The organism is Leuconostoc kimchii IMSNU 11154 (assembly GCF_000092505.1).
GTDB classification, from domain to species: domain Bacteria; phylum Bacillota; class Bacilli; order Lactobacillales; family Lactobacillaceae; genus Leuconostoc; species Leuconostoc kimchii.
The window spans coordinates 816,415-841,549 of record NC_014136.1 but is presented as its reverse complement, the minus strand read 5'-3'; the positions used below and the strand labels follow the sequence as shown (position 1 = coordinate 841,549).

24 protein-coding genes and 2 tRNA genes are annotated in these 25,135 nt (G+C 37.1%); 5 read left to right on the top strand and 21 right to left on the bottom strand.

Annotated elements, in window-relative coordinates; genetic code table 11:
- Positions 1-142: 142 nt before the first annotated feature.
- The 6 genes from LKI_RS04660 to LKI_RS04640 all read right to left on the bottom strand — a co-directional run bounded on the left by LKI_RS04660 (position 143) and on the right by LKI_RS04640 (position 5,447).
- A complete protein-coding gene (locus LKI_RS04660; protein WP_013103016.1) occupies positions 143-1,045 on the bottom strand; it encodes an NADP-dependent oxidoreductase in 903 nt (300 codons plus the stop codon).
- 145 nt (positions 1,046-1,190) lie between these two features.
- Positions 1,191-2,687: a glutamate--tRNA ligase gene (gltX, locus tag LKI_RS04655; protein ID WP_013103015.1), complete on the bottom strand. Its 1,497-nt coding sequence runs from the start codon at positions 2,685-2,687 to the stop codon at positions 1,191-1,193.
- Positions 2,688-2,957: 270 nt separating this feature from the next.
- Positions 2,958-3,578 carry a hypothetical protein gene (locus LKI_RS04650; protein ID WP_013103014.1) on the bottom strand — a complete coding sequence of 207 codons (621 nt, stop codon included), beginning with the start codon at positions 3,576-3,578 and terminating at the stop codon, positions 2,958-2,960.
- A gap of 20 nt (positions 3,579-3,598) precedes the next feature.
- Entirely contained in the window at positions 3,599-4,195 is a 597-nt protein-coding gene (locus LKI_RS04645) for a hypothetical protein (RefSeq protein WP_013103013.1), read from the bottom strand.
- A gap of 25 nt (positions 4,196-4,220) precedes the next feature.
- The gene (locus tag LKI_RS10895; protein ID WP_013103012.1) at positions 4,221-4,388 is read right to left on the bottom strand and encodes a hypothetical protein; all 168 of its coding nucleotides are present in this window, start codon (positions 4,386-4,388) and stop codon (positions 4,221-4,223) included.
- Positions 4,389-4,859: 471 nt separating this feature from the next.
- A complete protein-coding gene (locus LKI_RS04640; protein ID WP_013103011.1) occupies positions 4,860-5,447 on the bottom strand; it encodes a TetR/AcrR family transcriptional regulator in 588 nt (195 codons plus the stop codon).
- A 143-nt stretch (positions 5,448-5,590) separates the two neighbouring features.
- On the opposite strand from LKI_RS04640, the gene LKI_RS04635 reads away from it, so the two are divergent.
- Positions 5,591-6,829, top strand: a complete 1,239-nt coding sequence (locus tag LKI_RS04635; protein ID WP_013103010.1) for a YhgE/Pip domain-containing protein — start codon at positions 5,591-5,593, stop codon at positions 6,827-6,829.
- Positions 6,830-6,987: 158 nt separating this feature from the next.
- Here LKI_RS04635 and LKI_RS04630 read toward each other — a convergent pair whose 3' ends face one another.
- The 3 genes from LKI_RS04630 to LKI_RS04620 form a co-directional block, all read right to left on the bottom strand.
- Entirely contained in the window at positions 6,988-7,623 is a 636-nt protein-coding gene (locus LKI_RS04630) for a response regulator (protein ID WP_013103009.1), read from the bottom strand.
- Positions 7,616-8,743, bottom strand: coding sequence for a sensor histidine kinase (locus LKI_RS04625; RefSeq protein WP_242651989.1), 1,128 nt, complete (start codon positions 8,741-8,743; stop codon positions 7,616-7,618). The genes LKI_RS04630 and LKI_RS04625 overlap by 8 nt, the downstream gene beginning before the upstream one ends.
- 140 nt (positions 8,744-8,883) lie before the next feature.
- Positions 8,884-10,995 (bottom strand): MMPL family transporter, encoded by a 2,112-nt coding sequence (locus LKI_RS04620; RefSeq protein ID WP_013103007.1) that lies wholly within the window; start codon positions 10,993-10,995, stop codon positions 8,884-8,886.
- Positions 10,996-11,224: 229 nt separating this feature from the next.
- On the opposite strand from LKI_RS04620, the gene LKI_RS04615 reads away from it, so the two are divergent.
- Complete coding sequence (locus LKI_RS04615) at positions 11,225-11,416, top strand: hypothetical protein (RefSeq protein WP_013103006.1); 192 nt, start codon at positions 11,225-11,227, stop codon at positions 11,414-11,416.
- 146 nt (positions 11,417-11,562) lie between these two features.
- Here the strand turns inward: LKI_RS04615 and LKI_RS04610 are convergent, their stop codons facing one another.
- The 5 genes from LKI_RS04610 to LKI_RS04590 are packed head-to-tail and all read right to left on the bottom strand — an operon-like array spanning position 11,563 to position 15,173.
- Positions 11,563-11,901: a hypothetical protein gene (locus LKI_RS04610; protein WP_013103005.1), complete on the bottom strand. Its 339-nt coding sequence runs from the start codon at positions 11,899-11,901 to the stop codon at positions 11,563-11,565.
- Positions 11,902-11,925: 24 nt separating this feature from the next.
- Complete coding sequence (gene radA / locus LKI_RS04605) at positions 11,926-13,293, bottom strand: DNA repair protein RadA (protein ID WP_083774974.1); 1,368 nt, start codon at positions 13,291-13,293, stop codon at positions 11,926-11,928.
- 2 nt (positions 13,294-13,295) lie between these two features.
- Positions 13,296-14,156 carry a metallophosphoesterase family protein gene (locus tag LKI_RS04600; RefSeq protein ID WP_013103002.1) on the bottom strand — a complete coding sequence of 287 codons (861 nt, stop codon included), beginning with the start codon at positions 14,154-14,156 and terminating at the stop codon, positions 13,296-13,298.
- A gap of 4 nt (positions 14,157-14,160) precedes the next feature.
- Positions 14,161-14,634, bottom strand: coding sequence for an NUDIX hydrolase (locus tag LKI_RS04595; RefSeq protein WP_013103001.1), 474 nt, complete (start codon positions 14,632-14,634; stop codon positions 14,161-14,163).
- Positions 14,634-15,173, bottom strand: a complete 540-nt coding sequence (locus LKI_RS04590; protein ID WP_013103000.1) for a dCTP deaminase/dUTPase family protein — start codon at positions 15,171-15,173, stop codon at positions 14,634-14,636. Before LKI_RS04590 ends, LKI_RS04595 begins: the two co-directional genes overlap by 1 nt.
- Positions 15,174-15,402: 229 nt before the next feature.
- On the opposite strand from LKI_RS04590, the gene LKI_RS04585 reads away from it, so the two are divergent.
- From LKI_RS04585 to LKI_RS04575, 3 genes are all read left to right on the top strand, one after another.
- A complete protein-coding gene (locus LKI_RS04585) occupies positions 15,403-15,696 on the top strand; it encodes a GNAT family N-acetyltransferase (RefSeq protein ID WP_148215505.1) in 294 nt (97 codons plus the stop codon).
- Positions 15,693-16,376 carry a ribose-5-phosphate isomerase RpiA gene (rpiA, locus tag LKI_RS04580; RefSeq protein ID WP_013102998.1) on the top strand — a complete coding sequence of 228 codons (684 nt, stop codon included), beginning with the start codon at positions 15,693-15,695 and terminating at the stop codon, positions 16,374-16,376. The genes LKI_RS04585 and rpiA overlap by 4 nt, the downstream gene beginning before the upstream one ends.
- Before the next feature lie 183 nt (positions 16,377-16,559).
- Positions 16,560-17,984 (top strand): aspartate ammonia-lyase, encoded by a 1,425-nt coding sequence (locus LKI_RS04575; protein ID WP_013102997.1) that lies wholly within the window; start codon positions 16,560-16,562, stop codon positions 17,982-17,984.
- Positions 17,985-18,035: 51 nt separating this feature from the next.
- Here LKI_RS04575 and LKI_RS04570 read toward each other — a convergent pair.
- The 7 genes from LKI_RS04570 to LKI_RS04540 form a co-directional block, all read right to left on the bottom strand.
- A tRNA-Gln gene (locus LKI_RS04570) sits at positions 18,036-18,107 on the bottom strand.
- Between the two features lie 39 nt (positions 18,108-18,146).
- Positions 18,147-18,229 (bottom strand) — tRNA-Tyr (locus LKI_RS04565).
- Positions 18,230-18,283: 54 nt separating this feature from the next.
- Positions 18,284-19,177, bottom strand: a complete 894-nt coding sequence (locus LKI_RS04560) for a TSUP family transporter (RefSeq protein ID WP_013102996.1) — start codon at positions 19,175-19,177, stop codon at positions 18,284-18,286.
- Positions 19,178-19,307: 130 nt separating this feature from the next.
- A complete protein-coding gene (locus LKI_RS04555) occupies positions 19,308-20,996 on the bottom strand; it encodes a 6-pyruvoyl-tetrahydropterin synthase-related protein (RefSeq protein WP_013102995.1) in 1,689 nt (562 codons plus the stop codon).
- Between the two features lie 114 nt (positions 20,997-21,110).
- The gene (locus LKI_RS04550; protein ID WP_013102994.1) at positions 21,111-23,003 is read right to left on the bottom strand and encodes a M13-type metalloendopeptidase; all 1,893 of its coding nucleotides are present in this window, start codon (positions 23,001-23,003) and stop codon (positions 21,111-21,113) included.
- A gap of 134 nt (positions 23,004-23,137) precedes the next feature.
- Positions 23,138-24,073: an ABC transporter ATP-binding protein gene (locus tag LKI_RS04545; RefSeq protein WP_013102993.1), complete on the bottom strand. Its 936-nt coding sequence runs from the start codon at positions 24,071-24,073 to the stop codon at positions 23,138-23,140.
- A 2-nt stretch (positions 24,074-24,075) separates the two neighbouring features.
- On the bottom strand, positions 24,076-25,125 hold the full coding sequence (locus tag LKI_RS04540; RefSeq protein ID WP_013102992.1) for an ABC transporter ATP-binding protein: 1,050 nt from the start codon (positions 25,123-25,125) through the stop codon (positions 24,076-24,078).
- Between the last annotated feature and the right edge of the window lie 10 nt (positions 25,126-25,135).

The following is a 25,135-nucleotide window of genomic DNA, read 5'->3' as shown; positions in this document are numbered from 1 at the left end:
TTTATGTGAATTATTTTACAAATATATTGTACGCGTTTTAATTAATCTTGTAAAGTATTTTAAAATGTTTTTCCCTTACACGTGATAATAATCACTTTACTGTTCAAAATAAAAATACATGCATCCACATGTATTTGCAAAATCATTCAAAAGTTAAAACAAGTTTACCAAGCACGTGTTTTGCCGATTGAAACTTTCTTAGGTTCTCGACATTAAAGGGCAACACCTCAGCAAGTACGACTTTAATTTGGTTATCAGAAACTAATTTAAGCAAATCTGCTAATTGTTTTCCTGTTGACTTTAAATACACGTTTGCCACACGCTCATCTTCATTGTTGCTAACAATAGACACTAAACGGCCAGAAGGCTTCAAAACTTGTAATGCCGTTATTAGATTTTCACCACCAATCAAATCTAAAATAGCATCTACGCCATTTGGAATAGCTGTCACCAATGCTTGATTCTGGGAAGCAAGCACATGAATCGTCTGATCAAATGATTTGAGAAATGTTACGCCGTGACCAATAGCTGTAGTATAAATATCACTCGCACCACGTAACTTCGCAATTTGTAATGCCGTTAACCCAACAGATCCGGAACCACCCAATACTAACACAGACTCACCGGGTTGAATATTGAGATCCTTTGTTATCATTTGATAACCCGTCTGCGCGCCCAATACGACAGCGGCAGCCTGTGCATAACTCACATTTTCTGGTATCTTAGCCACAGCTGAATGGCTCAACGCAACATATTCAGCATAACTTTTCAAATGTGGCGAAGCAGCAACACGATCACCTATCGAAAAATCGGTAATTTCTGTGCCTATCGCGACCACCTCGCCAGCAACAGAAGAACCCGGAATTAAAGGTACCTCACGTTCACTACCCATTAGTCCTTGTCTGAATTTGACATCATAAGGGTCAATTGCCGTTGCGTGCTGCTTGACTAATAGTTGATTGGGCTTAATTTCTGGTTTGGGCGCTGTTGTCGTTTCAACTAAAACATCAACATCCCCATAATTGTTCATTTCAATCGCATACATTTTTTCACACTTTCTCGTTTTTTTAACATGATTATCTAGTGCCACTATATCGCAAATCACCCCCAAAATGTTTATTTTTAACTCAAAAAAATATCATCTGTTAATCGCCTGTAAACGCGAAAAAACAAATGATACTTTTGCTGCTTTAAACTAAGTATTTAGCCTTAACATCAGACATTGTTTGTAAGACTTGTGCTTTATCCAAAACAACTAACATTTCTGGTAAGTTTGGTCCTTGAATTTCATGTGTTGTCGCGATGCGAATAGGATTCCAAAGATTGCGACCCTTGATTTCAAGATGACTTTGAATTGAACGAATGGTGCTCATGTAATCTTCTGCAGTTGCTGATTCTGGTAGTGCTTGATAAGCTGATTCCCAGGCAGAAAAGACTTTACGTCCATCCTCTGATGTCAAATAATCAACCATTTCATCAGTGATATTTCCTAATTCAAAGAATGGTCGACGCACTAATTCAACAACTTCGCGTGTATAAGAAATACCTTCCACACCCGCAACTTTGATCACTTCAGCAAGCCAATGCTTTTTAGTTTCTGCATCACTTGCGGAAACAAAGTCAGCGTTGACTAATTCTTGAATTAATTGTGGCATCACGTGATCTAAATCACGGCGCATCCATTGGTTGTTAATCCATTCCAACTTCTTTTGATCAAATTTAGCATTTGCTTTCGATAAACGTGTCTCGTCAAACATTTCTTTAAACGCTTCAAGCGAGAAAATTTCGTCCTCACCCTTTGGTGACCACCCTAGCAAACCAATAAAGTTTACCATGGCTTGTGGTTGATAGCCCAATTCGTGATATTGTTCGACGAATTGTAACAGATTTTCATCACGTTTTGATAACTTTTTACCTGTTTCACCGTTAATAATTAACGCCATGTGACCAAACTTTGGCACATGCCAACCCAGTGCCTCAAAAATCATGATTTGTTTTGGTGTGTTTGATACATGATCATCACCACGTAGTACATGAGAAATTTTCATCAAATGGTCATCTACCACGACAGCAAAATTATAAGTTGGCATACCATCGGCTTTTTGAATAACCCAATCGCCACCCACTTCTTTAGCACCAATTTCAATATGCCCCTTAACAATATCATCCCAGGCATAAGTTTTTTCTTCAGGCACACGGAAACGCACAACAGGTTTTAAGCCTTGCGCCTCAAATTCAGCATACTTAGCCTCACGTTCGTCATTCGTTAGGCCTTCATATTCATAGACATAGTGTGGTGCTTGCTTTGCTGCCTGCTGCGCTTCACGTTCAGCAGCAATTTGATCCGTTGTCTTATATGACTTATAAGCAAGCCCCTTGGCTAACAACTCATCAATAAAGGGTTGATAAACACCTTGTTCGTTGCGTTCTGACTGACGATATGGTCCATATTCACCAGGATTTGCTGGTGATTCATCCCAGTCCAAACCAAGCCAAGCTAGGTTGTCCAGTTGTGATTTTTCACCGTCAGCAATGTTACGCGCTGTATCAGTATCCTCAATACGGATAATGAATTTGCCATTATAATGACGCGCAAAAAGCCAGTTAAAGATTGCTGTACGTGCATTTCCAATATGTAAGTGGCCCGTTGGTGATGGTGCATAACGAACACGAATTTCTTCAGTCATGTTTTATGACGTGCTTACTCAATTAAAATTAAGCACGTTTCCTCCTAATTACGCGGTTTTACCGCAATTATTTACATGTTCTATTGTACATATTATAACTGTTCATTTCAAATCATTGCGATAACGTGCATAAAAGATTAGACTGATTCATTCATTATTCTTCAGTTATCGAGTCAGCCAAACAACCTTGGTTACACAAGAAAATAATTGAATATCTGAATTCTGGGGTATATTTTTTATTTCACTTTTTAAATTTTTGAAATTAGTTTTTCATTTTCCAAAATCAAATGTACCGCCCACAAAAACATCTTCCATTTTTTCGCCCTTATCGAAATCAGGGACAGATATTTTCATACTACCATTACTATTAAAATTGTTTTTATCACTTAACACAACGAATTGAATTTTCGTTTTAGATTTTGATGGAAATAAATCAATTGGATATGGTCTAATATCAGCATAAGAACTTAATGTTGTACCGCTTATACCTCGAGAATTACCATCGCCATCAACAAAAGTAAAGTCGCCAGAAGAACGCATCCCATCAATATCGTTATCTGTTTTATTTTCAAGCGTAAATTCCACGGTTGTCATATAGAAAGAGCTAGGGAGTAACTTTTTAATATTGAAATCGTTCATGGCAGTAAATTGCTCGTCTGTTTTTTTAACTTTTTTTGTTGTAATAGTATCAAGAGTTACATTCCATGTTTCATTGCTTTTAGCTTGATTGATTGTTTTAACAGGCGATTCAACTGCTTTTGGCTTAACTATTTTTGTTTCACTTGTTTTTTCAGATTTGTTAGATCCATGCGAACCATATGCAAAACCTGCATAAAAGATAATAATACCAGTAATTATGATTCCTATTACTGATAACCATTTCTTATTCATAATATTTCTCCTTACTATTTTCAGACTTTCGTTCTAGATTTATTAAATAAACTCTTTGAATTACTACTCATTGTACCCTTAATAAGACCAATCATTTTATCTTTATCAATTAATTCGGCATCAGTTATCTTATTCATTTCACCTTGTTTATAATAGCTAGCCGTAGAATTTGCCTTAATTTTATTCTTTTCCATTTGTGCCGCAATATTCTTAACAAAAGGCAGTGCGTACACATAAATTCTGTTTTCATCATCGAACAACAAATCTCTAACCGTTGCTTCTCGTTTTGAAAACAAATTTAACCCTTCATTTAAATCTTCTAACGGCAAATTGAGATTAATGGCATTGTAATTATCATAATCTTCGTACTGGACCACAGTACTCATAAAATCTTTATCTTGCAATAATTTATTGATAATCAATTGATCATTATTAGTTACCGTTGCATCAACTCGCGGACCCTGCTGTTTAACATTTGTTTGTTGCGGTCCACCATTTTTCATCATTTTACGCATATCATTAATATTAGTTCCCATGCGTGCACGGTTCATTCCCTCAACAGCTTGTCCAATAGCCATTAAAACAATAAAACCGACAATTATTATAATCCAAAACATTTTTAAAATTTCCGCCTTCTATATTTTAGTGATGCAAACCAACAACTTGCATTTTAACTTCGAGCCCTAATCCATTTGCGTATCTATTTAGCGTTGTTAAAGATGGCGTGGATTCCGAACGTTTATCGATTACCGACATTTCATCTTCACTAATTGACTTAATGTTACCTTTAAACGATTGCCAAGTTGTCATATTTAATTTCCCTTTCTTTTTAACCACTCGTCTATCTCTCTAACTGTGCTATCATAATTAGCCTCTGAGTGCCCCCTGTTATGAGTTTCCTACAAATAGATAACATCCCACCGCTCACATAGGAGATTATGACGAGCTATGTTACTTGGTATGATACGATCACTCTCAACTAATTCAACCTATCTAATGTAATTGCCTCGATATAACACGCGTTGACACACTGATAATCATGGTTCATGCGTGTAAAAATAAGCTATGTTGTGTCCTGTAAACCGATGATGTTTGGACAACAATTCAATCGTTTATTGTCCATTTACTAATATTTGTTTGAGTGAACTAATTAAACTATCTGTCAGAATATCTGATTATAGTAAGGCGGGGGGCATTTCTGTATCAAGGACACAAACCATTAGAAACAATAAAATTTTACTATAGACCTTTTTCTGGTCAATTAAACCAAGATTATTAATATCACTGCAAACTCTTAGCAAAAAAGCGAATTTGCTTATTGTAAAATTCGTTTGGTGTCACCAACAAGTTAGGATTGCTAAACCGAATACCGGATATAAAATAGCCAAAATTCAACCAGACAAAATTCATCGTGGCAGCTTCCGTATCAATTGTAGCAGCTATTTTTTGTTGACGTTTCATTTCGTCAAAGTAAGTCAATAAAATTGTTTTAAATTGAATCGGTATATCTTCAACAGCTTTCGCAATGTCTGGCCTTTTGAATGATTCCTGAAAACCAACAACAAAAATTTCTTGGTGCTTCAGTTGAAATTCTTGATATAACTTTGACATCGCTACCAAATCATTTTCAATATTATCTGTGACTGAAAAATCATCAAATATCGTTGATAAATCTTGCAAGTGCCTATCAATCACAACATCTAAAAGGCCTTCTTTATCTTTGAATTTTCTAAAGACTGTACTCGGATTAACATGAGCCGCCTCAGCTATTTTATTAATTGTTGTCGCCTGATACCCCACCTGAATGAGTAAGGACACAAAGGCGTTTAAAATCAATTCATAATTCTTATCTTCAATTTCTTTAGACATATCAACACCTCTTTGTAGTTATATTAACATAATATTTTACCAATAACAGTTGCTCTCCAACATTTTCATAAATGCATGCGTGTACTTGCATGCATTTATGAAAAGTGTTAAGATTTTGTCAGAAAAATAAAAGGAGAAATAGCATGTCTTTTAAAAAATTTTTACAAAGCAAAGGTGTCATCGGATCTTTGATTATTATCTTGTTCTATGGTCTACTCATGGTGGGTGTTTACTTTTCTGGCTATAAAGCAATTCCCAATAAAGTGGATCAACTTCCCGTTGCTATTGTTAATCAAGATTCTGATAGTCGACCATTAACAGCTCAAATGAAGGATAAGTTACCATTCAAACATATTAAAACAAATTTAACGCTAGGTGAAGCCAAGGCACAATTAAAAGATCGCAAAGTTTATCTCATTATTAATGTGCCTGAACATTTCAACAATAACGTTAAGGATGTCACGCACAATCGTACCGCTAACCTCAAATTTTATATTAACTACTCTAACCCAACAACTGTGACAACGACTATGGAAAGTGCCTCAAAAGCACTGGGTAGTCAAATTCAAAAAAGTGTTTTGTTAAAGCAGAGTCAAGGTATTTTAACTGCAGCTGAACTCAACCAATTACAAAAAGAAGTCACAGAAGCTGTTACAGCTAATCCTGACCAACAAGAAAAAATATTAAAACAAGCAAACGCAACAAAAGCTAAGGCTGTTGATCAAATTAACAGTACTTATGGCAAGATCGCTAACTCATATAACAGCAACATCATTAAAATCAATCCTGTTCCCTTAGGCATGCATCACAGCATGGCGCCATTCTTTCTAACCTTATCGTTCTACATTGGCTCTATGATCGCTGCGATGCTAATTGTCACAAGTTATAAGTCATTTTCACCATTAATTGGTCGCTGGCGTGCCTATCTATACACTGAAATAACAATTGGCCTCTTATCGCTTCTCACACCATTAATCATAATAGGCTTAGCTAAATACATGTTGAACTTTAATACAAGTACCTATTGGCAGCTGTGGTTAACACACAGTATTGAATTATTTAGCGCATTAAACGTTAACCTCATTTTTTCCTTAATTTTAGGACAACTTGGTATCATGGTTAACATGCCATTTATGCTTATACAGGTTATTTCAGGCGCTGGTATGATACCACAACGTATATTGCCAGATTTCTTTAAAATCATGAGCTACATCTCACCTAGTTTCTACGCGATTCAATCTGATTTTAATATTTTATATGGCGGTAACGGCACACAAACCTTATGGCTACAACTCCTGATGATTGGAATCGCTGCAATAGCACTTCATTTGGTGATTGTCGCTTTTCAAAAAAATAATTCTGGTATCGTCAAACCAGGTTAATTTACAACAGACCAACAGAAGAAACTGAATGCGTCATGAATAGTACAAAAAGGCCAATTACCATATCAGGTAATTGGCCTTTTCATTTAATCATCACTTTTGTTGTTATCATATATATGATAACAATTCTTAAATCCATAAATGACAAATCATACCAGCTAAATGATATGATTTCTCACTGCTAATGCAATCGCTTCGACACCACTGGATACATTCATTTTATCATAAACTACAGTCAAGTGATTTTTGATAGTTCTTTCAGACAAATGTAACTTCAGGGCAATGTTTTTAATTTTGGAACCCTGGCTAATCGCACTAAGTATTTCAACTTCCGTAGGATTCAAGTTGAATATATTTTGATTGTTTTGCGTGTCATATAGCTCATCATTTGAAATTATTTCTGTAATTTTATTTTGTAAGATCGTATTTCCTTGGACAGCATTCACTACTGTATTAGCAATCATTTCAGTACTAGCATCCTTTAATAAATATCCTTTAGCACCCAATAATAACATTTTTTTGATATTTTCACCAGTGTCTACTGTCGTTAAAACGACAACCGGAATTTCTGGACAATATTGATTCACATAAGTCATAACGCCAAACCCATCAATATTTTCCATTATAATATCCAACAATATTAAATCTGGTTTTTTATTTTTTAGCATATTAATCGCTTGTTGCCCATCATTTGCCTCATAAATGACATCAAAATCATCAATACTTTCGAAAATTAACTTTAACCCTTCCCGAATAATAAAATGATTATCAACTACCATAATCTTTTTAGTCATTTTGCCACCTTAATTTTTGTGGAATTTTTACTTGAATTCTAGTACCTTCACTGACATGACTATCAATATGAACCTTGCCTTTCAACTTTTCCACTCTTTCATAAATTGAGTTCAAACCAAAGTGATTCTTTTTGCTCTCACCTGCACGTACATTAAACCCAACACCGTAATCGATGATGTCAATATTAAGAAAATCATCCAAACTAATTTTAACAATGGCAACATCTGTTTTTGAATGTTTAACAACATTAGTTAATGCTTCTGAAATAATTCTTAGTATTTCATCTAATGGTTCCTGCGGCAATGTCATGTTAGCCCCAACCTTTATATTCACACTTAAACCATAATTTTCATAAAACACTTTTGTTAATTTATCCAATCTATTATATAAATCTATATCTTTTGTTTTAGTTTGACGCATTTCATAAACTGTTGTTCTAGCATCAACTAAAGAAGTTCGCGATAAGTCAATTGTTTTATCAATTTCTGTCATTACCCGATCAATTTTACCATTGGCCAACAATGCTTTAATACCCTCTAGTTGCATAGTAACACCGGCCAAACCTTGCATCAACGTATCATGCAAGTCACGACCGATACGATTTCGTTCATTTTGTTGTGAAATTTCTTTAACTTCAGTATAAGTAATCTGTAGTTCTTGAAGAATATGTTCTGTCTTAACCATTTGACTGACTTGCCGATGATAAAACTGCCAAGCATAGAAAAATACAACATTCAAGAATAAAGATGCTTCCGCAGCCATTAAAGCTAAAAATAAGCCACTATTGATTACTTGAATGACAATAACAATTATTTGCGCTGGTGCTAATAACAATAGTAAGGTTTTTAACCTTATATCAAACAAAGACATGATTTGCACACTAAGTACCGGTAACATGCTCAAATACAAAATAATTTCTCCAGGAGAAATTAGCATGCCTGCACCAATAATAATGACGATTTGGAGTAAGATATAAATTGATTTATTGAAGTTTATAAATTTAATATTGTTAAAATTTACAAGTGCCTGTATAAAGAACAAGGTAAAAAACATTGCCGAATTGACATTACCTAACGTATTCTGCTCTGTCCTCAAGTAAAAAGATAAAAAATACATCATGAGACTCCAAAAAATCATTGGCCATCTATAAAGTATTAAAAAATGATTTCGTATTTCTGCTTTAATATCAGTCTTCATATTTATTTCCTCTGTGGCAAAAAAATCTAAGCTTATTTTATTATAGCTTAGATTTTTTTCAATTAATCAATTTTAACATTTGGCAATATTTTATCTAACCACTTTGGTAGATACCAACTCGCTTCGCCAAATAGAGATATTGTTGCAGGTACTAAAATGAGTCTTACAAGTAGTGCATCAAACAAAATTCCTGATGTTAATACAAGACCCATAGACTTAACAATGGCATCGCTGGCAAATATAAATCCTGAGAACACAGCCATCATGATGAGTGCCGCTGCGACAACTGCTGGGCCACTATCTTTCATACCTGCTATCACTGCCTGTTTAGGATTATGTGATTTCATGTATTCTTCGCGAATGCGACTAACCAAAAATACTTCATAATCCATTGCCAGACCAAACATAATCCCAATTACTAGTACGGGTAAGAAGTTAAGAATTGCACCTTTTGCCGGTATACCAAAGAAATCTATAAAATGGCCATCTTGTACAATAAATACAACTGTCCCTAAGGTTGCGCCTAATGATAATATAAATCCAGCAACTGCCACAACAGGTATTAATAATGACCTGAAGACAACAGTTAGCAAGATAAAGGCAAATAGCACAATTAGAATAGCAAACTTAGGCAAAGCTTTCATCAAAGCATCCGACATATCAATATTGATTGCTGTTGCGCCAGTGACATATATCTCAGGTAGATCCTCTTTCTGTTGCAAATGACGAATATTTTGGACTAACTTTTTAGTTTTTACTGCATTAGCATCTGTTCCAGGTTGTATAGTAATCATCTGATAATCTTTGTCTTTACTTGGCGATGCTGGTGAAACTGATACAACGTTATTTAAATCATTAATATTTTCGGTAACTTTTTTCATTTTTTGTTGGCTATCAGTTTTAGCTAACACAACAAGTGTTGCCTGACTACCTTGCCCATAACCTTCAGTTAATAAATCATAGGCACGTCTTTCAGTCAATTTTTCTGATTTAACTGAATCGTTAGGTAATCCAAGATTAATATGAGCAAAAGGTGTTGCTGCAACAGCCAAAATAGCGACTGTTACAACAGTCAAGACAAATTTATGCTTAGTGACTACTTTACCCCAACCACCTTTTATGCGCAACGAACTCAATAGGTAGAGCGCGCGATTAGGTCGTTTTCCTGTCACACGATCGCCCAACACCACAAGCATAGCTGGAACAAATGTTAATGATGTTAAAATGGCTGTCAATATCGACATGGCGGCCGTAATTCCCATAACAGATAACATATCGATTCCAAGAACTGTCATGCCTAGTAGTGCCACGATGACCGTAACTCCTGCAAAAATAACTGACGTTCCAGCGGTTGACATTGCTGTCATCAAGGCCTCTTTTTTATTTTTGTTTTGTAATTCCTGACGATAACGGGAAATTAAGAATAAGGCATAATCAATCCCCACAGCCAACCCCATCATACCAACTAGTGACATTGAAAAAGTTGCAACAGATAAGAAGTTTGTTGAAATCAACACCAGCATCATACCTGCAATCAGTCCAAGAATAGCTGATACAATTGGAATGCCTGCCACAATTAATGATGCAAATGTGATTGCGAGAATGATAAACGCAATGGCTAGACCAAATATCTCCGCTTGCTCGCCATTATCCATACCTGAAATCGTCACATCGTGAGATGTTAATTCAGTTTGAATGCTTTTAGCACGTGTCATTTTAATTGATTTTTCTAATGATTTTACCGTTTCAGAAGAAACGTTATCTCCTTTTTGTTTGTAAATTACTCTTGCAGTAGCTGTCATGTTATTTTTGCTAAAGCTTTGTAGCATTTGAGGCACAACAACCATTTTGACATGTTTATTTTTTTTCACATCTTGAAACATATCATTCATGGTTTTTTGATTATCAACAGTAGTCAATGCTTCGCCATTACTAGAATGCAAAACAATTTGTATTTGTCCACCATCTTGCTTCGTATTAGGAAATTCTTTTTCCATCAACTTGTTAGCTTTTTCTGATTGCGATCCTTGAATCGACATACCAGCACTATCAAAGTTAATTCCCATACTTAATGCCGCAACAACAGAAATAATGACTGTTATAATGAACCCCAATATTGTTATTTTCGCATGACCGTCAATCCATGCTCCTAATTTTGCAAGTAACTTGCCCATTAATGTTTCTCCTTAAAATTGGTATATGTCTAATATATCAACTTATGTCACAAGAATCATTGTACTATGAGGCACTCATGTTGCCCTATCGGGCAGTCTTTTTCAAAAAATCATCATATTTGATGATGACTTAACTTATTTTTCATATATTTATAACATCGATACAAATCGGTAAGTGAATTACAGAACGTCTCCCCATATATTTTCAAGAACCCTTACGGTTAACAATATGCTATATAAACAAGGTTACTTCACAATCAATGATGACCTCATTACCTACAAGAATCAAGGAACACGTGTATCAGGTGCAGCGCAAGATGCTGGTGCAGAATTATTAGGCACAAAAAGTTTAAAAACACTTTATATGCAATATAAGAATGATCCGAAATTTGAAAAAATTAAAAAACTAACGACAAATTAAATCAGGGGTATGAGACAAGCATTTAATAAGCAAAACGTTTACTCAAATCACACTCTATAACTGTGATTCATTTAACTGCTTGATTCTACAAAAAGACTGCCAAATTAAATGGCAGTCTTTTTGTAGAATCTTATTTTTAGCACGTACTAAACAATGCCATCTTCTTGGGTGATTCGTTTAGCAACCAATCGACCTGATTCACCCTCTTGCTGAGTCAATTGGTATAATAGCATCCCCCAGCGATAAAAGGCGAACCCAATGCCTGTCATAACAACTAATAGTAGCACAGATAACGCAATTTTCCCCGTAACAAACAGTGTTGTCGCTGTTACTGTTAATACGAGTAGCCACATGGTGCCAACCGTTAAAATGAAAAGTATGATCGAAAAAAGTAACCCAAACCACCATCTCAAACTATAGGCTGTCCCACGTGAAACGTAATTATAAAACCAAAACACAAAATCAAATAAAATCTCTATACCCATTAGTCTCCCCCATTTTTATAACTTCTACTCCAAAGCCAATTTCAAAGCTTCACTCAAGGTTGTCACCCCAACAACTTGAATACCTGCGGGTAATTCGACACCATTTAAATTGTTCTTAGGCACAATAGCACGCTTAAATCCGAGTTTACGCGCTTCTTTTAATCGTCCCTCAATATCAGCAACGCTTCGTACTTCACCGGTTAACCCTATTTCGCCGACAAACACATCGCTCGGACGTGATTCTTTGTCATGATATGAACTAGCTAACGCGACAGCAATTGCTAAATCAATCGCTGGTTCATCTAATTTAACACCGCCCGCTGCTTTTAAATAAGCATCTTGATTTTGTAACAACAAATTCGCGCGCTTTTCCAGCACCGCCATAATCAACGAGACACGATTACGATCTAATCCCGAAGCCGTTCGTTGTGCATTCCCAAATACGGTTGGTGTCACCAAAGCTTGCAACTCCACCAAAATCGGTCGTGAGCCTTCAAGTGCGACAACAATTGCTGAACCAGTTGCACCAGCCAACCGCTCCTCTAAGAAAATTTCAGAGGGGTTCGCTACTTCAATTAGGCCACCATCACGCATTTCAAAGATACCCAATTCGTTGGTTGCGCCAAATCGATTTTTCACCGCACGTAAGATACGATATTTATAATTACTATCGCCCTCAAAATAAAGTACCGTATCAACCATGTGTTCCAAAATTTTAGGCCCTGCAATCGCACCATCTTTGGTCACATGTCCGACAATAAAGACAGAAATATTATTTGTTTTAGCAATTTGTAAAAGATCTGCCGTCACCTCACGAATTTGTGATACTGATCCAATAGCAGATGTGACATCTGGCTCCTGCATCGTTTGCACGGAATCGATTACGACAAAATCAGGTTGTAATTCATCAATCTGTTTTTTAATAGCCGTCATATCAGTTTCTGGATACAAATAAAATTCATCGTTTCCGACACCCAAACGATCAGCTCGCAACTTGACTTGTGTGGCTGATTCTTCACCAGTAACGTACAAAACACGTCCCTCATGTGCCAATTGTCCTGATACCTGCAACAACAGCGTTGATTTTCCAATACCAGGATCACCACCAATCAACACCATGGATCCCGGAACAACACCGCCACCTAAAACACGATTAAGTTCTTTCAGATTCGTTGCCACGCGTGGTGTCTCTTCAGAAGTAATCTCGTTAATTTTCTCAACTTTTGCCGTGCGTCCATCAAGGCTCACACGACTTTTACGATCATTAACTTCAGGCGCAATTTTTTCTTCAACAAAGGTACCCCACTCACCACAATTTGAACACCGGCCAAGGTAACGTGCTGATGTGAAGCCACAGTTCGAACAAATAAATTGTGTTTTAACTTTAGCGATAATTATTCTCCTTTAAGTTGTTGATAAAATATTTTAGCTTGGGCCTGATATTCAGGAAAACGCTTATCCGCTGCCAAACTATCAGCATCACGTGTGAATTGGCCCGTTTCTAACATACGAACATACGCCTCGTAAAATGGCCAATCGACTTGTCGGGCAAATGCAATTTCTTGGGCCGTATCATAATTAACGCGACGAAAATCGGCACTCGTCACGCCAATATCATCATCTAATGTTAGCAATAAATACTGTGCCACCATCCCCGTTTTGGTAAGTTGATAGGACTGACCTACTGTACCAGTATTCAAGATCCGATGCATGCGGTACGGTTCATATGTAATATTATCCGAACGCATAATTTGTGCATGAATATGCGCGTAAATCGCCATATCAGCGTCAATATCTTGGAATATATTGTTAAAATTAGCTTGTGGTGCGTCCGGTGATAAATCACTACCATAATTTTTATTAGGCATATTGTGCATGAGTTCAATCGTGAGACCAGCCCGTTGCACTTGGTACTTCATCGGAAACCGTCTAATCGCCGCAATTTCTTCATTAGTAAAATCACTATAATCTTGGGCCATCCAATCAAGAAAAGCAACATCCGACGCATCATTAAAGTTTACATCCGTACCTGTCTCAACTTCAAAATATGAAGATTCCCAGTTACCTTGCAAAAAAATGGTCGTATTTTCCTGCTTAAGAAGACGATAACTCGCCACCGTACCAGGACCATAGGTCGCAATATCACCTAACGACCAAAATTCTGTTACACCATTTGCTTTGGCATCAGCAATAACGGATTTTAATGCCGTCAAATTACCGTGTACATCTGCTAAAACCCCAATTTTTTGTTGCATGTTATCAATTACTCTCCAAATCTCGATTCATAAGATGAATTGGTGTCAATGGTAAATCACGTATAAATGACTGTAAAGCCGCTGGTTTAAAGTCTGATAAATCAGTCACATTTCGCCATGACACCTCTTGTTCCCAACCATCTTTAGCAAATAATGTCGCTGGATCAATTTGCTCAACAAGCCAAGTAAAATTAACTTCATTTGTACGCTTGCCATCCCATTCAAATAAATTTTCTGTAATAGCAATCAAACGCTTAGCTTTCACACGAATACCCATCTCTTCAACAAATTCGCGTTCAATCGCAGCTTGACTGGTTTCATCAAATTTTATTTTGCCACCTGGAAGTGCTGAAAATTCGTTGCCCTTGCTCACATTCACCGCCACTTGGTGCTTATCATTGAAAAAAATACCTGTGACGCGTAACTTAAAATCATGTTGATCGCCTCGCCAAACAATGTCTGTTTCTTCGTCAGCCATTAATTTTGACCCGTCGATCCAAAACCACCCTGACGTGAAGCTTTGGTAACACTGTCATCACCATCAGCTAGTAAGTAAGGTAAGAAAATACCTTGCCCGATACGCTCTCCCTTTTTAATATGCACATCTTTCATACCAAAGTTAATAAATTGAAAGAAAATTTCGCCCTCGTTTGAAGGATTATTATAGTAATCGGCATCAACAATGCCCACAGCATTAGGCATCATGATGCGCTTTTTAATCGGACCACTTGATCTTGATACCAATTGTAAATATTCACCCTCTGCCATATAAGCCTTTATCCCTGTTGGAATCAGCACTGGCTTGAGCATGTTTTGTAAATCAGTATTGTCACGTACCCCTTTTAATTTGCCTAATGACAAAATACTCAATCCCTTAAAAAAGGGATTACTTGTCGCACTGGGAATCACAATATCTTCTGAAGCCTCAAAATCATATCCAGCGGCTGATTGTGTACTACGTTTTGGTAAGTTCAGACCATCCTGAGCTTTAGTTGAAACAACTTCAAATCCACGCATATTATATCAAAGTACGGCTCAAATTATGCATAAAGCCATACGTTTCCTCCATTTATAGTTAAGTGTTCTTTACCTATTATACGGTAAAAACATATTATTTTTAAGAAGGATTTTGTGATGTGATGACATGACGTGATATAACTTCACGTATCAATCGCTAAGCACGAGATTATGCGGTACAATTAAGATATTAAAGCGACCATTAAAAAAGTTGCACGACAGCAACAGAATGGAGAAAATTATGGACTTTCAACATGAACCAGGACGTTATTTTTTGCAAGACAATGATAAGACGCTAGCCGAAATTGTTTTTACGACCATTAATGATGGCAAAACTTATGCAATTAACGCAACACGTGTCGATCCTTCTCTACGCGGTCAAGGTATTGCCGCTCAACTCCTTGACACCGTCATCAAAGATGCACAAGCCAATCAGATGACAATCAAAGCAGTTTGCCCTTATGTAAAAAAGGCATTTGCCCAAAACCCCGCTAAATATCAGGAGATTGAGTATAAACCATGAGTCAAGAGTTACAAAAAATTATTGCCGGCCGACGCGCTGCCGAATTTGTCCAAAATGATATGGTTGTCGGTATTGGTTCCGGATCAACAATTGCTCATGTCATTGAGGCACTTGGCGAACGAGTAACGAAAGAAAATTTAAAAATTGTTGGTGTGGCGACTTCTGAAAAAACACGTCGAAATGCTGCACAACTCGGCATTCCAATGTACAATGTTGACGATATTGATAAAATTGATTTAACAATTGACGGTGCCGACCAAATTGCCGATGATTTTTCCGCAATTAAAGGTGGGGGTGCCGCCTTACTTTGGGAAAAAATTGTCGCTTTCAATTCACGACAAAACATTTGGGTTGTTGACGCAACCAAAAGGGTGCCTAAACTAAACCAATATTTACCAGTTGAGGTGATTCCTTATGGTTCAGACCAACTTTTTAAACGTTTTCAAGCTGACGGCTTTCATCCGACATGGCGTTTAGATCAGAATGGTAACCCTGTACGTACTGATTCCGCAAATTTTTTGATTGATTTACATTTACCACTCATTGAAAATCCTCGCGAACTTGGAGATGAATTAATTAAAATGGTTGGGGTTGTTGAGCACGGCTTGTTTACTGATGTTGTTAATCGTGTGGTGATCGGCGAGGATGACCATACTGTCCAGGTATTAGATATTAATTAAGTCCAAAACGTGTATCGCAAGATATACGTTTTTAATTTGGTTTACTATATCAATGTATGCCCTTTATTGATATAAGAACTTTTATATCAATCACTAAAGCATGTCAAGATAAGTAACATAGTTAATTGGTCTAGTTATAACAAGAGATAAAATAAGGATATACTATTTCATAAGGAGTACGACATGCGCACTGAATCCGATTCACTCGGCCAAATCAACATCCCTCAAACTGCCTACTATGGTATTCACACCCAACGTGCGCTAAATAATTTTCCTATTTCTTCACAGGCGACACATCCTGAATTAGTTCGCGCCTTTCTCGAAATCAAACAAGCAGCAGCTAAAACAAATGCCACATCTGGTAATCTTGATCGTTCCATTGCAAAACACATCGTCAGTGCCACAAAAACACTCTTAAACAATCCAATTGATGTCAGTATGTTTCCGATTAGTGATATTCAAGGTGGTGCCGGCACATCAACTAATATGAATGTTAATGAAGTGATTGCGAATGTTGCTCTAGAACAGACAGGCCGTCCGTTGGGCGATTATGATTATATCAATCCCAATGATCACGTTAATATGGCACAAAGTACCAATGATACCTATCCCAGTGCGGGTAAAATTGCGCTGTTACGGTTACTTGATCCCTTATTGTTGGAATTAAATGAGCTGGTTGATGCCTTGGGAAATAAGGCAGACGTATTTTCTACCACGTATAAAATGGGACGGACACAATTACAAGATGCTGTGCCCACAACACTAGGCAATAGTTTTCACGCCTGGCTCAAACCATTACGGCGCGACAGCATACGCATTGAAACGGCACGTGAAGCTTTATACTCACTCAATCTTGGTGGTTCAGCAATTGGTTCAGGCATCAATGTGAGTTACCACTATCAAGTTCATATCGTGCCAAATCTAGCTGGTATTACAAAATTACCTTTGATACAGTCACATGATTTATTCGATGCAACACAAAATCTTGATGGTCTGGTTGCCTTATCAGGGACTTTAAAAACATTGGCCATGAGTTTATCAAAAATAGCCAACGATTTACGTTTATTAAGTTCTGGCCCACGGTCTGGTTTGCTTGAAATTAACTTACCAGCAAAACAAGCAGGATCATCAATTATGCCAGGCAAAGTGAACCCTGTTATTCCAGAAGTTGTGAATCAAGTTGCTTTTGAGATGTTTGGTTTTGATGCGACAATCACTGCTGCTGCTGAAGCTGGTCAGTTAGAACTCAACGCGTTTGAACCAATTATTTTCCGCTCACTTTTTTCTGGTATTGAACACCTCACAACTGCTATGAATACCCTACGGCTGAATGCCATTGATGGTATTACAAGTAACAAATCACGATTAGCACAAGATATTGACTTGTCTGTGAGCTTTGCTACCGCTATGACACCAATTATTGGTTACCAAGAAGCAGCAAAATTAGCTAAAGAATCTATTCGTACTGGTAAATCATTACGTCAAATTGCTGAAAAGAAAGCCTGTTTTACACCAGATCAATTAACACACATTTTTAAGATAGAAGACATTGTTATTAATGCCCGAACGCCCGAACATGGCTTAGTTCTTCATCCGCCAAAAAAGTAATGAGATAAAAAAGAATTCAATCAAAATTGATTGAATTCTTTTTTATTTGTATTGCCCCTGCTGGATTCGAACCAGCGCATGTCGGTACCAAAAACCGATGCCTTACCACTTGGCGAAGGGGCAATAGCTAATTTATTTAGCCGTTAACTATTAGATCGGCTATGGGAGCGGTAGGATTCGAACCTACGAACCCGAAGGAACGGAGTTACAGTCCGTCGCGTTTAGCCAGACTTCGCTACACTCCCATATCTCAAACAACTATATAATAATACCAAATTTCAAGGCACTTAGCAAGACCCTTAGCTGTTTTTTTTCAAATTAGATTTATACGAATCACGTAATAATCCAACTATCGTCCAAAGCGACACCACTATAATCAGTTTCTTAAGTAACGCAACATCTAAGCTTGTAAAGAATTTAGCTGCGACGATTACACCTAGAACGCCACCAATGGCGACACCTGCATAGCCACGCCATGATACCCGATTCATTTTAATGACATTCAATGCTGTGGTTGGCATAATCAAAGCTGCATCTAACATCATCACAGGAAAAGCAACAGCAGGATTAACACCCATCAAAGAGAAAAAGATTAATTCAGGGGCATAATTACCCAACCCCATTGTCATCAATATACCCACGCCTAAATTGAAAACAATACCTAAAACCAACCACCATCCATGTAATCCATGAACCGTTAAAGCATTATTTGATCCTGGCGTTGTTATCATACGAATAATCATAATCACCACAGCAATGAATAATGCGCCAGCCATCACACGCTGAACCGTTGGCGCATGCCAATTTTTTGTCACATGCGTACCTACATAGGCGCCAATAACTGCAGCTGTCGTCATTGGAATCAAGGTCATCAGCTCAACTTTAACTGCCGTGATAAAAAACAAAGCCTCTATAATTACTGGTATCGCATGCATTGTATTGAGTGTCCCTGGCAATTGACGATCATCTTCAACATACTTTGTCATACGAAATGCAGCTGTTGTCGTCGCAAATGATCCAATTCCTAGTGTATCACCAAAATCAGTGACAAACCCAATAAGCATCCCCAAACCAAACCGCTTAAAAAGTGGTTCCTTGTGAACGACATAAGCCCTGGTTACGATGATAATCATCACTAACATCACCAAAACTAATACAATTTGAATGATTAACAACACAAGTTTTTCTGACATATTATCTGCTCATTTCGAAAATACAATACCTATTATTGTATCAAAATTAGTTCCTTTTTTCTTGAATATTATAATTAAAAAAGTATTAAGAACACCTCAACTAAGGTATGCTTAATACTGAGAATAAGACTTATTGATGTCTTCGCCAATACGGAAAAAGAATAATAGTCACCATGCTAAGCAAACTAATTGTCGCACTAATGACAAATAACCGATTAATTTTGGTCTGTATCATAATTTGATGTTGTCCACTATTCACTGCAACAGCCAGCGTTCCACGTTTTGATGTATAAACGTTTGCTTTTTTACCATCAATATTCACTAAGTAACTCATACCATTATATTTTAAAAATGGTAAATCTAATTTTTGTTGTTTAGGGTTATTAACAATGTAACTAATATTTCCTTCCCCGTGGACTGTCTTAGAAGATATTGGTTTCCCTACAACATTTAATACCTTATGACCCACTATCGTTGACTTATTTTGCAAAGATTTTCCTGTCCAATAATCAAAAGCCCCGTATGTATTAAAATAATTATTATATTGTTTATCAAACGTATTTGATGTCACACGGTATGCTGCAAATGGCGTGTAGTTCAAATGTCCCTTACTTATTTTTTCTATGCGATAAGTATTACTAATATCTTTTTTATACTCGTGAATACTAATTAACGTTGATCCTACAGTTATGATGCTCAATAAAACAACTAATACATACTTAGTGTACTGATACCCATAATTTTTAGACATATCCATAATAGCTAAAACACTAGCAATTGTTAAGAACAATATACCAAATGGCAATACACGATAAGGAAATTGCAATGTCGAAATTGCAGTATGCTCCCATAGAAACCACGGAAAATCAGAGGAAGCAATAAATGTTAAGACTAGTCCAATCCAAAAGTACAGTCGTGTTTGTTTGGAAAGTATCTTCCAAATAGCAAACATGCCAACCAAGGTAATCACAAAGACAAATCCTAGTGTTCGTGTTGACGACAGACGAACACTAGATACGTAATACCCTGCAAAACTTTTAGCCCATTGGTAGTGAAGCACTGCATCAGGTGAAATAATGTTGTTTTGTTTGGATAACACGATAAAAGGAACTAAAAAAGCCAAAAAACTCATTGTAAAGGCAAACGTCACTTTAATATAACTAGGTATTTCTTCTATTACTAACTTATACCTCAAAATTAATCTAATTACAGTAATTACTGCTAAAACTATTACTGTTAAGACTAGGCTCAGAAGATGTGTATACCCCATCAAGGTCACAGAGATCCAAAGCGTTCGCCAACCTTGTCGTTGGATTATCCTATAATATCCTAAAAATACTAGCGGTAGCCACCCAATAGCAATAAACTCTCCAAAGGCGGACACACCAATCATAGAAAAAACGCGATATGCAGACAAAGAAAACAGAATGCTACCTAGTATTGTTAACCACTTATCTTTTAATACGGCCCCAAAAGCGTACTGTGATATCGCAAAAGCAATTAGTCCATAAACGACTAGCACCATATAATATGCCATAATGCTATTTTTTATGATCAGAAAAACAAATACGGCAGGTATCAGTGTCAACGATGGATAAAAGTATTGCACGCCACTACCGACCGAATTAAAAGATGAGTAAGAAATTAAACTAATATTACCCGATTTAATTTGTCTTGTTAATTCATAAATTCGATTAACATGAAACTGCAAATCTGCACCAGAGTACACTGTGTTAGAGTGATAAAATTCTATAACAGGTACTAAAGCGATTAACACAGCTATTACACCATAAATAATCGCGCTTTTCTTTATATTCATTATTTTGTTCTCTCCAAAAAATTATACTCCCACTATTATACCAAAACTAATTACTGATTTTATAATTTATTAGAAAAACGCTAACCATAGGTGGTTAGCGTTTTTAAGTATACCTTACCAAATTTGAACACGTGATTCTGGTGATAACCACATTTTATCGCCAACATTAACATGGAATGCGTCAAAAAAGTCATCAAAATTTTGGACCTGTACATTAACACGTAATTCAGCTGGGCCATGAGGATCAGCTGCCGCAAGTAATCTCATATATTCTGGACGCGCCTTCATACGCCAAATTGTTGCCCAACTATCAAAAAAGTCGGTCACAGAGAAATCTGAATCCAATTTAGCAGCTGCTAACGCTGCAGCTAGGCCACCTAAATCAGCCACGTTTTCAGATACAGTTAATTTACCATTAACTTTTGCACCATAGGAGTCTAACCCGTCAAACTGATTAACGACCTTATCCGTACGCTCACGAAAGGCAGCAAAATCATCATCAGTCCACCAATTATTAAGGCTGCCATATTCATCAAAAGATGCACCATTGGTATCAAATGCGTGCGAAATTTCATGGGCAATTACTGCACCAATACCGCCATAATTTGCAGATGACGATTGATTTAGACTATAGAAAGGTGTCTGCAAGATTGCCGCAGGAAACACAATCTGATTTTGTTGTGGGTCATAGTAAGCATTAACCAAATGTGCAGGCATATGCCACTCACTACGATCGACAGGTTGTTGCCACTGAGACCATGAGTAAGCAATCTCAACCTGCCTTAGCTGCGTAGCCACTTCAAACAATGTCTTTTCTGGTGATACCACCTTTTGATATAATCTAGCTGGTAATTTCTCGGGATAACCAATGTGTGGCACAATCGTATTAAGTTTAACAATTGCCTTTTGCTTTGTTTCTTCATTAAGCCAATCATTTGATTGCAATCGCTGCTTAAAGACATCAATCATTGTCGCTACTTTAGCTTCAACATCTGCTTTCGCTTCTGGTGAAAATTTTTGTTGTGCGTAATAATAACCAATAGCTTGGTTAAATGGTTGCGCTGCCAAATAAACAGCAGCTTTCTCTGTACTCATTGCTTCTGGTAAACCAGTTAATTCACGTTGATATTGCCCACCTAAAATGCGAATGTCATCAGACAAATAACCAGTAAATTGGTTAGCAACTGTCACAATCAGATACGCCTTTAACAAAGGCCAAGCTGATTCTGAATAGAATTGATCAGCTGCTGCCCAGAAGCGTTCCTCAGGCACAATAATTTTATCTGGATGTTGACCGATCAAATCCGTTAAAATATCATCTAAGGGCAATTCTGGTGCTAATTTTGTGAATTTTTTCCAGTCATATGGATGATACAATTTCGCATATTCATGATTTTCTTCTTGACTCAAGACAACCGCTGCTGCTCGCGCATCAAGTGCTAAATATTTGTCAATTAAATCAGTTGTCTCTGCCGCTGAAAAACCAAAATGTGGTAATAATAATTCTTGCTCTTCACGGAACTTTTTTAACAAAGTTTGTCCCTGTTCATGATCCTTTTCATAGTATGTTGTGTCGGGCAACAGTAGACTAAGCGCGCCAGCCCACAAAACATTTGTCTGTGCATCTTTAAAATCTGGTTCAATACCAAATGGTAAAGCATTTGGAAAGCCAGATTTTTCTAACGTCACAATATGACTTACAAATTCTGCAAAAGAATTAAAACTCTGATATTGCGCGATAAGCGGTAATACAGGCTCAACACCTAATGCGTCCCGTGTTTTTGTATCAGCAGTTAGGTGGTAATAAGCCACAAAGTTTTTCAAGATTTGATCTTCAGGGAGATCATTTCCATGTAACCAACCGTTACTTGTTGCTATTAACCACTGCTCAATATCATCAGACAAATCACTGAACCCACCTGTTCGTGGTTTGTCATTAGGAATAACGGCGGTTTTTTCCCATTCGCCATTAATTGCTTCATAAAAATTATCTTGTAATCGAACCATAGTTACTCACTTTCTTATTAATTTTTCATTAATAACTGGTTATAATTATACACATTTTCCATTTGGATTTCACGTCGACAATGATCATAAAAAAACTATGTATCCTAATCTTAGGGTACACAGTTTTTATTGACTTAGAGTTGTTGTGATTTATAGACAGCCGCTTCATCAGCTGTTGCCAAAACAAAATGTCTTGGATTAACTTCAATCATTTGTCTTTCTTTACCATCTGTTTCAACACTTGTATCATATGCAACGTGTTGACGTGAACTTTCAACTTCTGGATCTGGTACTGGAATAGCTGACAACAAGCTTTTAGTGTACGGATGCAACGGATGATTATAAACCGCATCCGCAGAACCGATTTCAAGTAACTTACCCCAGTGCATGACGCCTATACGATCAGAAATATACTTTACCATTGATAAATCATGAGCAATAAATAAGTATGTCAATGAGTGTTTAGTTTGCAGTTCTTTCATCAAATTAACAACTTGTGCTTGAATTGAAACGTCTAGCGCTGATATTGGTTCATCGGCAATAATAAACTTTGGATCAACTGCCAACGCACGTGCAATACCAATTCTTTGTCTTTGTCCACCAGAAAATTCGTGTGGATAGCGTGTTGCATGATCTTCATTCAATCCAACAAGCTTAAGTAGTTCTTGAACTTTCGCATTACGTTCTGACTTAGTCTTTGCTAGTTTATTAATATCGATGCCTTCAGCAATAATGTCACGCACTTTCATACGCCCATTTAAACTGGCTTGTGGATCTTGGAAAATCATCTGCGAGTCTTTACGAAACTCAGATAAATGTTTTCCTTTCAGATGTGTCACATCCTCACCGTTAAACAAGATTTGACCAGCAGTTGGTTCATGCAATTTTAAAATGGTACGCCCAATGGTGGTCTTTCCTGAACCCGATTCGCCAACCAACCCAAATATCTCACCTTCATAAATATCAAAAGTAACATGATCAATCGCGCGAACTTCATTGGCTTTGCCCTTGTTAAAATAGAGTTGTAAATCTTTCAGCTCAACTAACTTTTTTGGTGTATTTTCAGTCATGATTACGCCTCCTGCCCTTGAATTTCTTGCCAACGTGCCCAGCGTTTCTGAATCTGTAATGGTGGTGTTACTTTCGGTGCACGTTCGTCAAGCAACCAAGTCGCAGCATAATGTGTATCACTTACTCGGAAAAATGGCGGTTCTTCTTTTGAATCAATCGCTAATGCATACGCATTTCGCGATGCAAACGCATCTCCTTTAGGAGGCATTAATAAATCAGGTGGCGTGCCAGGAATTGCCTCTAACGAGCCAACTTGTGTATCAGTTGTCGGCATAGAGTTTAACAATCCCCATGTATAAGGATGTTGTGGATTAAAGAAGATTTCATCTACTGTACCATACTCAACAATTTTACCAGCATACATCACCGCCACACGGTTAGCCATACCAGCTACAACACCTAAATCATGGGTAATGAAGATAATTGAACTACCCGTGTCTTTTTGTAATTCTTTCATTAAATTCAGAATCTGCGCTTGAATTGTCACATCAAGTGCTGTTGTTGGTTCGTCAGCAATCAGAATTTCTGGATCAGCGGCCAACGCAATAGCAACCACTGCACGTTGGCGCATCCCACCAGACCACTGATGTGGATAATCATTGATATGCTCTTCAGCATTCGGAATGCCTACGCCCTTCATCAGCTCCAACGCTCTCGCCAACGCGTCCTCTTTTTTCATTTGACGGTGCTTAATTAATGGCTCGGCAATTTGCATCCCGATTTTCATTGTTGGATCTAAACTTGTCATTGGATCCTGAAAAATCATAGCAATTTCATTTCCTCGAACGGATTGCCACTCAGATTCTTTTAAATCTAATAAATTACGATCTTTAAATAGTAGTCGTGAATTATCAGGGATTGAAGCATTTTTGGCATTCAGTCCCATTAACGTTTTGGTCGTAACTGATTTACCAGAACCTGATTCACCGACAATAGCTAGTGTTTCGCCCTCGTTCAAATCAAAAGAGACATCTCGAATGGCTTGCACTGTTCCTGCATACGTATTGAAGTTCACGTGCAAATTTTCAACTTTTAAAATTGGATTACTCATAATTTGCACA